Source organism: Myxococcus vastator, from assembly GCF_010894475.1.
GTDB lineage: Bacteria > Myxococcota > Myxococcia > Myxococcales > Myxococcaceae > Myxococcus > Myxococcus vastator.
Genome location: NZ_JAAIYB010000297.1, coordinates 1 through 10744, shown reverse-complemented (window position 1 = coordinate 10744; position 10744 = coordinate 1). Strand labels below are relative to the sequence as shown.

Here is a 10744-nt window from a genome sequence, read left to right as displayed (position 1 = left end):
GGAGGACGGCGCCGTGGGGGGGGCGGCGCGAGGCTCCACCGTGCTGCGGACCACCTGGTCCTCGTGGTGGAACAGCGCGTCCACCACGCCCACGGCGTAGATGGCGTAGAAGCCCGCGGCCGACGACAGCTTGAGCAGCTGCCACGCGTCGCGCTGCTGGGCCCGGCTGGTGGGGATGTAGCGCACCGTGACGGAGGCCCGGCCGTCCGGGTCCAGCACGTTGTCCAAGTCGATGGTGCGCTCCTCGAACAGCCCCTCGTAGGCGAAGAAGGAGATGATGCTCGTCACCGCCAGCACGCCTTCGGTGGCGGCGAAGACGATGCCCAGGCTGTTGCGGCCCTGCTGGAACTGGCCGGCGCCGAAGGGGACGAAGTTGACCAGGAAGCTGCGCTTCTCCACCGTGCGCACCGTCACCTGGGACGCCAGCTCCTCGGCGCGGCGGCGCTGCACCTCCGCCTCCAGGCGCTCGCGCTCGCGGCGCTCGGCCTCCGCCTTCTCGCGCTCCTGGCGCAGCCGCCGCTCCTGGCGCAGGAAGTCCAGCTCCGTGTCCATGTCCTCCTTGAGCGTGTCGAAGAAGGCCACCGCGGGCGGCGGGACGACGAAGGGGTCCAGGCTGAAGTCTGGATCCAACCGGAGCAGCGCGCGCAGGTGACGGCGGGCGTCGTCGGTGCGGCCCAGGTTGAAGGCCGCCAGGCCCGCGAGCTTGTGCAGCTCCGCCAGGTCGTCCTCGGCCAGGCCGCCCCGGTCGATGCGCGAGCCCGCGCGGTCCATCACCTCCGCGTACTTGCCGTACTCGAAGCTGGCGCGCAGCGCGGCGACCTCCGGATCCCCGGCGTCCTGGGCGAGCGTGGCGGCCGGAGCGAACAGCATCAGCGCCGTGAGCAAGAGCGGGAGGCGGCGGCTCATTCTGGGCGGAGGCTCCCGCGCAGCGTGGTCGGTTCGCCCGGCCGCAGCTGCACCACCCGGCGCTCCGGCACGTAGCCGGGGTGGGAGACCTCCACCACCACGGTGTGCTGGAAGCCCGCCGGGCCTCGCGGAGAGCGGACCTCGAAGGGCGTCCTCACGCTGTCCTCCGCGGAGCGGAGCTGGTCGCCCACGCGCACCAGCGCGCCCGCGGGCTCGAAGTCCACCGACAGGCGGGACGTCTTGGGCTGGGCGCGCAGGTGGAAGACGTTTTCACCGTCCGGCTGCACGTCGATGGTGTCCACCACGTCCTCGCAGTAGTCGCAGGAGATGGTGACGGTGTGCCGGCCCGGCGTCACCTCCACGTCATGCTTCTGCAGCGGCTGGGCGCTGGCCGCGCCGTCATCCACGCGGATGCTGCCATACGGGCGCACCAGGATGGACACCGGCAGCTTGCGCACCAGCGGCTTGCGCGGCGCCTCCTCGTCCTCGGGGCGTGTGCCCAGGCCGCGCACGGCGCCGCCCACGGCCAGCGCGCCGTCCGTCCGCGGCGCCAGGCCTCCCGGTGCCGTCGTGTCCTTGACCACGCGCGGCGCCGCTCCCCCCGGGCGGGGCGGCTGCGCCGTGCCTGGCGCCGGACGCCCGGCGCTCTCCTTCGGGGCCGGAGTCGTGTCGGGAGGCGCGACGGGGGCGAGCGGCTCGGGAGGCGGGGCCGAAGGCGGCGTGGCCGCGACCTGTCCGGGCGTGGTGGCGTCGGGCGGCGGGGTGGCTTCGGCGACGTTCGCGTGGCGGGCCCGCCAGCCGCCCAGGCCCAGCAGCCCAGCGGCGGCCACGCCCACGCCCAGGCGCAGGCCCCGGCGGCGCCACGTCTTGAGGCGCTGGGCGCGCTGGAGTCCTTTGAGGAGCGCCAGCGCCCGCGCGTTGGTGGCGTCCAGCGCCAGCACCTGGTTGAGGCTGGCCAGGGCGCGTGGGGTGCGCTTCTCCGCGAGCAGCCGCTCGCTGCGCTCCAGCAGGGTGGCGACGAGGCGCTGACGGGCCAGCTTCCGGTATGACGGCGGGTCCGCGAAGTACGACACCAGCTCCTCGCCCACGCGGGCGAAGCCCAGGCCGGCCAGGTAGTCCGCCAGGGCGTCCCGCAGCCGGGCCGCGTCGGGGTAGCGCCGCTCCGGCTCACGCTGGAGGCAGGTGGCGCAGATGTCCGCCAGCTCGTCGGACAGCGCGGGCACGCGTCGACGCGCGTCCTCGTAGTCCCCGTCCAGGATGCGCTTGAGCGTGGCGGTGGTGTTGGACGCGCTGAAGGGCAGCCGTCCCGTCATCGCCGCGTAGAACATGATGCCCACGCTGAAGACATCCGCTGCGGGGCCCGCCTCCAGGCCTTCGATGATCTCCGGAGCCATGTGGGCCGGCGAGCCCACCAGCGTGCCGGTGACGGTCATCCGCTCTTCAATGTCCATCAGCCGCGCGATGCCGAAGTCCATGAGCTTGAGGACGCCGTCCTCGCGCACCATGACGTTCTCCGGCTTGAGGTCGCGGTGGATGACGCCGGACTCGTGCGCGTGCGCCAGCGCCGCGGCCAGCTCGTGGATGACCATGGCCGCCAGCTCCGGCGGGTCCATGGGCCCCTGGTCCATGAACGTCTTCAGCGTCTGCCCGCGGATGTACTCGGTGACGATGAACGCGTCCTGGGCATCCGCGGCGGAGAAGTCGAAGACCTCCAGGATGTTGGGGTGGTGCAGCTTGGCCACCGCGCGGGCCTCGCGGGCCAGCCGCCGGCGGGACTCGTCCTTGCCGGCCAGGTGCGGGTGCAGCACCTTCACCGCGACCTCACGGTCCAGGGCGGTGTCGAGCCCCTTGTACACGACGCTCATGCCCCCCGAGCCCAGCTGCTCGAGGATGCGGTAGCGACCGATATGGCGGCCGACGAGCGTCGTCATGGCGTGTTGGCGGTCCCCTCAGTCCCCGAAGCTGATGCCCATGCTCTTGGTGAAGCGCACCAGCTCGCCCGCTGGATCCACCCGGCGCTCCTTGCGCGACTCGCTCAACGGGACCGCGATGATTTCGCCCGCGCGCAGGGCCACCATGTGGTCCCACTGGCCCGCGCTCACCAGGTCCAGCACCTTGCAGCCGTAGCGGGTGGCCAGCACCCGGTCCGCCGCGCTGGGGCTGCCCCCGCGCTGGAGGTGGCCCAGCACCGTCACGCGAATCTCCGCTTCGATGTGTCGCGCCAGCAGGTCCGCCAGCGCCTTGCCGGAGCCGCCGAGCCGCACCACGCCCCGGCCGGGGATGGCCTCCGCCGCGTCCAGCACGGCCAACTCGCCGCCCTGGGGGAACGCGCCTTCGGAGATGGCGATGATGGAGAAGCTGCGACGGCGGGTGGAGCGGCGGCGGAGCTTCTCCACCACGGCCTCCACGCTGTACGGAATCTCCGGAATCAGGATGACGTCCGCGCCCCCGGCGATGCCGCTCTCCAGGGTGAGGAAGCCGGCGTGGCGGCCCATGATCTCCACCACCATCACCCGGTCATGGGCCTCGGCGGTGGAGTGCAGTCGGTCGAGCGCCTCGGTGACGATGAGCCGCGCGGTGTCGAAGCCGAACGTCTGATCCGTCCCGGACAAATCGTTGTCGATGGTCTTCGGACAGCCGACGACCTTGAGCCCCTTCTCCACGAGCCGGTGGGCGATGGACAGCGTCCCATCGCCGCCCACGGCGATGAGCCCGTCCAGGCCCAGCTCCTCGCAGCGGCGCAGGACCTGGTCGGACACGTCCCGCTCCACCCACTGCCCGTCCTCACGGGTCGCGTAGCTGAAGGGGTTGGCCTTGTTGGACGTGCCCAGGATGGTGCCGCCCTTGGGGAGGATGCCGCGGGTGTCCTCCTCGGTGAGCGGGTGGGTGAGCCCTGGCTCCACCAGCCCCATGTAGCCGTTTTCGATGCCCACGAACGTGTGGCCGAATTCGTGCGTGCCCCGCTTCACGAGGCCGCGAATGAGCGCGTTGAGGCCGGGGCAGTCGCCACCGCCGGTCAGGACTCCGAGTCTCATGGGACGGGGCATACAGGTCGGACGCGGGTGTCAGAGGGAGGGTGCTTCACCATGACAGAAACGTCGGACCTGATTGTAGGGGGGGCCCCCGGGGGGTGCAACGCGCGAATCACCGGCCAGGGCGGATTCGCGAGTGGAAACGGGCCTTTTCCTCAGTCCCGCTTCAAGCGGCGGCGCGAGGCCACCCGGTCCAGCAGGGCCTGGAGGCGGGGCTCGGGCTTGTCGGGGAGCGCCCTATCTGTCGGTGACTGTAGGGGCATGGCCTTCGCGAGGCCAAAAATCTCGATCAGCCGCTCCTTGAGCAGCTCGCTGTCCGGGCGTTCCTGGAGCGCGCGCCGGTAGCAGGCCGCGGCGCCCGCATAGTCGCCCAGCGCGAAGAGGCGCTCGCCTTCCTGGACGGGGGAGGAAGGGCCCACGGGGAGGGGGATGCTGGCCTCGGCCCGGGCGGCCTCGAGCACCGCCAACTCCGCGGGTTGGAGCAGCTCGCGCGCGTTGGCGAGCTTGAGGGCGAGCGCCGCGTCGTGCGGAAAGGCACGCGCGAGCGACTCGTACAGGTCGAGCGCTTCGGTGAGCTCGCCGCGGCGCAGGGCGCGATCGGCACGTGACTCCATGTCGGCCCTGGCGGCGGGGTTCATCTCCCCGGCAGGTTACCCGCGCCGCGCGGGGATGTCACAACGAAGAACACGCAGGGCGCCGCCGCGACAGGGCGCGGCTTCCGGGAGGCCACACGCTGTGTCGGGGTGGCCGACACCCAGGCGCGGCTTCGGGGACACCGGCGGCGCCCGCGCTCCGCCGCCGAGCCGGAATGTGAGGGATTGCGCCCGATGCGACCTGTTTCGTCTTCGAGCCAAGACGGTGAAACCTGTATCCTGAGAATACCTTCCATACCGGAAAGGTCTCAAAAGGAGGCGTCATGCAGGTGAAGTCCATTGTCATGGCCGTGGTGTTGGCGACGGGGATGCTGGCGGGCTGTGGTGGCGTCGACGGCGGCCTGGAGGACGCCTCGTCCGCCGAAGTCGAGGCGGCCGTGGTTCACCCCAATGTCTGTGTCGCCAAGTGTGACCTGCGGCTCGAGCAGTGCATGACCGCGGGAGGGAACCTCTCGCTTTGCTTCCAGCGCTTCGATGAGTGCGTCATGAACTGCCCCATCGTGGAAGCGGACGCCCCCGCGACGCGGCAGTGAGCGAAGGCTGATTGCCTGACGGTTCGACTCGAATCGCCAGGAATGAAGACGCCGGGCCGCGGCCTGCCCGGCGTCTGTGTTGCCGCGACTCTTTCCTGGAAGCCATTCATGTCAGACACGTCTCATCCCTTCCTCCGCCTCCGTCACGCGGTGGTGATGCTCGCCGTGGGCCTCGTCGCCAGCGCTTCCCCCGCCTCCGCGCGAGGGCGCTACTACAACGATTCGGGCAGCATCGAGACGCACCATCCCAGCTGGATGAGCTGGGTCCCCGACTCGACGAGCCTCGCCGCCCTGTCCTTGCCGGGGACGCATGACACGATGGCGTATCAGTCCTACGGCGGCTCCTTGACGCAGACCCAGTCCCTGGACCTGCGCCGTCAGCTCGACGCGGGCATCCGCGCGCTGGACATCCGCTGCCGGCACATCGCTGACAGCTTCACCATCCACCACGGCGTCGTCTACCTGCACGTCAACTTCGATGATGTGCTGCGGACCGCCATCCAGTTCCTGAACGCGAACCCCAGCGAGACGCTGGTGATGCGCGTGAAGAAGGAGCACACCGAGGAGAACGTCACGCGCAGCTTCGCCGCGACGTTCGAGGCGTACCGGAACAACCCGGCCTACAGGCCCTACCTCTGGACCGGGAGCCACGTGCCCTCCCTGGGCGAGGTCCGCGGGAGGATTGTCATCCTGGATGGCTTTGGCGGTGGCGCCTACGGCATCCCCTGGGGAGGGCTGGACCTCCAGGACGACTGGACGGTGTCCACCCTCTTCGACATCGACGACAAGTGGAACAAGGTCCGCGCGCACCTGGGGCGCACCAACACGGGCTCGCCGTCCACGCTGTTCGTCAACTTCCTGAGCGGCGCCTCCGCGCTCGCGCATCCCTTCACGGTGGCGGGCGGAGACGGGATGAGCATCCGCGGCGTGAATGACTTCGCCATCGACCACCTGGTGGCGGGGCACGTCCAGCGCGCGGGCATCCTGATGATGGACTTCCCGGGCGCGGGCTTGATTGACGCCATCCTGGCCCTCAACTTCCGCCTCTTGTCGTCGACGACGTGGCTGCCGGAGGACTTCAACGTCATCTTCAGGAACACCGCGCACACCATCGGCGGCAACGCGGAGGAGCGGTGGCACGGCATCCGGACCTTCGTCCACAACGCCGTGCCCGGACGCAGCTGGCACGTCGCCGCGCTGAAGAAGTCCTGGGGCGGGTGGATCAACCACCAGGGGAACTTCTACCAGTCCGACGCCATGGATGATTACACCCACATCGCCTACCTGACGCACTCGGTGACGAGCGTGGTGGGCAGGGACTTCCTGTCCAACTACGTGAGAGGGCAGCTCGGAGGCCTGTCAGGGAACGCGGCGAACCGGGCGCTCACGCTGCATGGTCGCCTGAGCACCCGGTTCCCATTCCAGCGCTGGTCCGTGCTGGTGAAGCAGTCGCCGGGTGGGCTGAGCAACTGGGCGTACTCGGACTACGGCAGGGGCGCGCACCTGTCGTCGGGTGACTACACGTACGCGGTCCAGGGGCACTCCGCCTCGGAGGGTGTCTACCTCCACGAGCACTCGGGCTTCGAGGGCAACCTCGTCTGGCTCGGCGGCGGCGTGGGCGACCTGCGCGGCGTGGGGTTCAATGACGTGCTGAGCTCCGTCACCGTGTTGGGGCCGTACCAGGCGACGCTGTGCGAGCACGCGAACCTGTCGGGCCGCTGCTTCACCACGTCCCAGACGGTGAGTGACGTCAACGCGATGCCGGGTGGCTCGTGGCACGACAAGGTGTCCTCCGTGTCGATGACCCGGACGGGCTCGCGGTAGTCGCGGGCTACCTCGCCTCGGTGCGGCGGAAGAACACGTCGGTGTTTTCGTTGGACAGGTCTTCCAGCCAGGCCAGGTAGCCATGTGAGCCGCCGCTGGAGGCGAAGACCTGTGGCGCTGAGGAGCGCGTCGGCGTGTTGCTCAGGTTCGTCACGGGCGTGAACGAAGCGCCCAGGTCACCGCTGGCCCGGTAGAAGATGTCGACCGAGCCGGCGGTGGTGTCCTCCCACGCGACGCGCAGGTGCGACTGGGCCGCGGAGAGGCTCACGGCGCCGGAGTATCCCGAGGAGTGGCTCAGGTTGCGTGGCGCGGAGAACGTGGCGCCGTGGTCGTCGCTGGTGCGCAGGAGGATGTCGAAGTTGCCGGGGCTGTCGTCCTGCCACGCCACGAAGACGTGCTGACCCGAGATTTCAAGGTCCGGCGCGAACGCGTACCCTGGGTTCCCGCTCATGGCGTGGGTGGGGCCAAAGCTCGCCCCCCGGTCCGTGCTGCGGCGGTAGAGAATGGCGCAGGTCTCCGGGAAGAGGTCGTCGCATTCCTCCCAGACGACGTGGACCTTCTGGTCCTTGACGGCGATGCGGGCGAGCAGTGACGGCTGCCCCGGGCCCTGGTCGGCGCTGAGGTTGAGCCGCGGTGCGAAGGCCTTCCCCTCGTCGGGGCTGGTCCTCACGTACACGTCGGGCCGGTCATCCGCGCCGATGTCGTCGCCCACCAGGTAGACGCGATTGTTGGACGCGGTCAGCTCCGTCACCCCGATGCCAGGACGGTCATCCAGCGCCAGCGTGGGGCCGAAGGTCAGCCCCTTGTCGTGACTCGCCCGGAAGTGCTGGAGCGCTGACCGCATGCCCGTGGGGACGGTCCAGGTTACGTACACATCGCTGTTCTCCGCCGCGAGCCGGGGCGAATCGCCGTGCGCGGCCAGGGTCACCGCGGGCTCGAAGTTCCTCCCGTTGTCGTGGCTCACGCGGAGCTGGATGCCCTGTTCGCGCCAGGCGACGTAGACCTTCTTTCCCTCCGCGACCACGGTGGGGAGGTAGGCGGGCCCGGTGTTGTTGCTCAACCTCAGGGGCGGCTCGAAGCGCTTTCCCTGGTCCGAGCTCCTGCGCAGGTAGACCTGGGTGACGTCCAGGGATGAGGTGTCACTCCAGACGATGTAGACGTTGCTGTCGGAGACGGCTGTCTGGAATTCGAAGTTGAAGGTGGGCGTCCCGCTCAGATTCAGCACCGGACCGAAGGACTCCTGGAGTCGCGCCGGGGCTTCCCGCGCCGCCGCGCTCCAGGAGAGCAGCACGGCTCCGAACAGCACGCCCCTGAAACATCGGCTCATCGTGCTCGCCATGTTCCCTGTCTCCCCACCGAATCTATCGCGGAGAAATAATCGCCAGCCGCGTGCGGCGTCACTGCTCGGAGGCGCTGTCCGCTTGGGAATGGCGAACAAACGTGGCCATGGCGCGCGGCGGCGGAGGCATTATTCTCCCCGCGATGCGCATGAACCGTTCCCTGGCGTTCTGTCTCCTGCTGACAGGCTGTGCGACCACGCCGCGAGAGCCCGCGTCCGTCGCGGAGGCGTATGCCCGCGCCCTCGAGGAGGGGCGTGTCGAGGACGCGTACGCGCTGACGACGGGTGGGCCCGAGGAGGAGGTGGCGTTCCTGGAGCGCTATTCGGACGCGGGGGCTCGCGGCGCCAGGGCCGCGGACGTCCGGGCCGGCGCGGCGAACCTCGAGGCGCGAGCGCCCTCCCTGACGGTCGCGCAGTCTCCCCAGGGGTGGCGTGTCGTCGAGGCCCGGCCCGCGGACGTGCCTCGGGCCGCCCTTCGTCACTTCATCGACAGGGTGGAGGCTCGTGATTGGAAGTCCGCCTGGAGCCAGCTCGCCGGGCCCCTGCGCGCGCGTTACACCCCGGAGCGCCTTCGCGAGGATTTCGAGCGAGAACCCCTCGCGAGGGAGCGTCTCCGGCGTGCCCGGCTCGCACTCAATACGCACGTCCGCGTCGGCGCGGGCGAGGCCGTGTTCCCGCTGGGTGACGGGCGCGCCGTCCGGCTGGTGCTGGAAGAGGGCGAGTACCGGATCGCCGCGATTGAGTGAGCCCGCCGCGCCTGCTCCGCGCGTGAACCGCGGCGCCAGCTTCTCCCTCCGGGCGGGCGCGGGCGTGGGGGGGCGGCTATGATGCGTTGGTGCACGCCACCTTCCTGGCCGTCGGACTGCTGACGCTGCCGGGCGCGCTCGGAACCGAGCTGCGCCGGGATGGCTATTCGTTTCGCCCGCCGGAGGGCTTCCACATGGTGCGGTGGGAGCCGTACGCCGGCTCGCGCGTGGGCGCGGTGGCGTTGGACCCGGACGCGCCGCGGGCCCTGTCAGCGGCGCTCACCGACGGTGAGGGTCCGGACGCGGCCACGCTGCTCGTGTCCGTGGTGGGGCGCGGCTTCAGCGCGAGCCCCTCCGACCGGGAAGAGTTCGCGTCCGCGGTGATGCAGCACGCCCAGCGCGAGCTGGGGCTCTCGCTCTCCGCCGAGCGCGTGGAGCGCCTGGGCGGGGTGTCACCGCGCGTGGAGGTGCTGGGCACGCTGCGCGAGGCGGGGCAGGTCCGCACGGTGCTCGTCGCGGGCCTGGCGTCCGAGGGAGCGCACGCGGTGGTGATGGTCAGCGCGCCCGCGGTGCGGTGGCAGGCGCTGGAGCCGCGGGTGCGGGCCTCGCTGGAGACGTTCCGCCACGAGCCGCCGAGCGCGGGAGGCCTCGTCCCACGCCGCGTGCTGGGCGCGCTGGCTGGTACCCTGGCGGGAGCGCTGGTCGTCTCGTACACGGCGTGGCGCCGGCGGCGGCTGCGTCACGCGGCGGGCGGCCCCACGCCGTAGCCGTGCGCGACCGGAGCGGGCCTCCCTGGACTCGAGCCGGCGTGGAGGCTCAGTGCACGGAGAGGAACACCCGGGCCTGCGGGATGCCGCGTGAGACGGTATCGAAGTCGCGGAAGAAGCTGTTGCGCTCGAAGAAGGTGAAGCTGGCGCCCAGGCCCAGGTTGGCGAACAACGGCACGTCCAGCAGCAAGGTGCCCTCATGGACCAGGTGGTTGCCGTCCGCGCCGTTGAGCGAGTGCAGCCACGTGCTGCCCGCGTGCAGCTTGAGGTACTCCCAGGGCCAGCGCCCGTAGGACAGCTCGAGGTGGAGGCCCAGGCCCGGGCCGTAGTCGTAGTCGCGGCCCACCTCGTCGGCGTACTCGGAGGTGATGCCCGCGAGCACCACGCCGCGCAGGTGCAGCGCCAGGCGCAGCTCACGGCCACCGCGCGTCAGGTAGCGGTACAGGAGCCCCGCGCCTATCGACTGGCCACCCAGCTCGTAGGCCTGCGTGTCGTTGTAGTCGAAGTGCTGGAAGGCGCCGAGCAGCACGCGCTCGTTCCCGCCGTTCTCCAGCGGGAGCACCGCCAGCGCGCCCTTCACCTCGGCGCGGCTGATGAGCCGGCTCTCGCCGGTGGTGAACTGCACGCCCAGGTTGAAGGCGTCGAAGGGCGCGTCCACCGGGAAGCGCAGGGCGTCGCCGTAGCGCAGGTCCAGCTCCGCGAAGAACTGGTTCAGCGGCGGGCCCGCGTCGATGTTCAGGTAGCCGGTGCGCGTCAGCGCGGCGAACACGGGCGGCTGCCAGTCCTCCGGAGTGGGGGCGCTGCGCCAGGCCTCCCCGCGCACCACGCGGTTGAAGCCCCGGACGGGATTGAGCAACCCCGCGCTCACCTCGCGGGCGACGCGCCGGGTCCCCGTGGCGCGCGGGTCCAGCAGCATGGAGGACAGCCGGTAGATGACCTCCCCA

General features: G+C 70.7%; 9 protein-coding genes and 1 pseudogene. 4 read left to right on the top strand and 6 right to left on the bottom strand.

The window, feature by feature from the left end:
• The 4 genes from G4D87_RS25295 to G4D87_RS25280 all read right to left on the bottom strand — a co-directional run.
• On the bottom strand, positions 1-906 hold a 906-nt coding region (locus tag G4D87_RS25295; protein WP_163784785.1), incomplete at its 3' end, for a hypothetical protein.
• Positions 903-2837 carry a serine/threonine-protein kinase gene (locus G4D87_RS25290; protein ID WP_163784783.1) on the bottom strand — a complete coding sequence of 645 codons (1935 nt, stop codon included), beginning with the start codon at positions 2835-2837 and terminating at the stop codon, positions 903-905. The genes G4D87_RS25290 and G4D87_RS25295, both read right to left, overlap by 4 nt.
• An 18-nt stretch (positions 2838-2855) precedes the next feature.
• Positions 2856-3941 (bottom strand): 6-phosphofructokinase, encoded by a 1086-nt coding sequence (locus tag G4D87_RS25285; protein WP_176413177.1) that lies wholly within the window; start codon positions 3939-3941, stop codon positions 2856-2858.
• 152 nt (positions 3942-4093) lie between these two features.
• Entirely contained in the window at positions 4094-4576 is a 483-nt protein-coding gene (locus tag G4D87_RS25280) for a tetratricopeptide repeat protein (RefSeq protein ID WP_163784780.1), read from the bottom strand.
• Between the two features lie 278 nt (positions 4577-4854).
• Here G4D87_RS25280 and G4D87_RS25275 point away from each other — a divergent pair, with 278 nt between their 5' ends.
• Positions 4855-5124, top strand: a complete 270-nt coding sequence (locus tag G4D87_RS25275) for a hypothetical protein (RefSeq protein ID WP_163784779.1) — start codon at positions 4855-4857, stop codon at positions 5122-5124.
• A gap of 108 nt (positions 5125-5232) precedes the next feature.
• On the top strand, positions 5233-6948 hold the full coding sequence (locus G4D87_RS25270) for a phosphatidylinositol-specific phospholipase C (protein ID WP_240358591.1): 1716 nt from the start codon (positions 5233-5235) through the stop codon (positions 6946-6948).
• Positions 6949-6955: 7 nt separating this feature from the next.
• Here the strand turns inward: G4D87_RS25270 and G4D87_RS25265 are convergent, their stop codons facing one another.
• Entirely contained in the window at positions 6956-8239 is a 1284-nt protein-coding gene (locus tag G4D87_RS25265; protein ID WP_240358590.1) for a sialidase family protein, read from the bottom strand.
• 197 nt (positions 8240-8436) lie between these two features.
• On the opposite strand from G4D87_RS25265, the gene G4D87_RS25260 reads away from it, so the two are divergent.
• Together G4D87_RS25260 and G4D87_RS25255 are read left to right on the top strand one after the other, a co-directional pair.
• Complete coding sequence (locus tag G4D87_RS25260; protein WP_371928592.1) at positions 8437-9033, top strand: hypothetical protein; 597 nt, start codon at positions 8437-8439, stop codon at positions 9031-9033.
• A gap of 89 nt (positions 9034-9122) precedes the next feature.
• The gene (locus G4D87_RS25255; protein ID WP_163784776.1) at positions 9123-9800 is read left to right on the top strand and encodes a hypothetical protein; all 678 of its coding nucleotides are present in this window, start codon (positions 9123-9125) and stop codon (positions 9798-9800) included.
• Between the two features lie 49 nt (positions 9801-9849).
• Here the strand turns inward: G4D87_RS25255 and G4D87_RS25250 are convergent.
• Positions 9850-10744, bottom strand: a pseudogene (locus tag G4D87_RS25250) (DUF3943 domain-containing protein); the annotation flags it as partial.

Excerpts from the sequence above, each read along its gene's own strand:
- G4D87_RS25275 (WP_163784779.1), top strand. The coding sequence starts at position 4,855 with ATGCAGGTGAAGTCCATTGTCATGGCCGTGGTGTTGGCGACGGGGATG.
- G4D87_RS25280 (WP_163784780.1), bottom strand. The coding sequence starts at position 4,576 with ATGAACCCCGCCGCCAGGGCCGACATGGAGTCACGTGCCGATCGCGCC.
- G4D87_RS25260 (WP_371928592.1), top strand. The coding sequence starts at position 8,437 with ATGAACCGTTCCCTGGCGTTCTGTCTCCTGCTGACAGGCTGTGCGACC.
- G4D87_RS25285 (WP_176413177.1), bottom strand. The coding sequence starts at position 3,941 with ATGAGACTCGGAGTCCTGACCGGCGGTGGCGACTGCCCCGGCCTCAAC.
- G4D87_RS25290 (WP_163784783.1), bottom strand. The coding sequence starts at position 2,837 with ATGACGACGCTCGTCGGCCGCCATATCGGTCGCTACCGCATCCTCGAG.
- G4D87_RS25270 (WP_240358591.1), top strand. The coding sequence starts at position 5,233 with ATGTCAGACACGTCTCATCCCTTCCTCCGCCTCCGTCACGCGGTGGTG.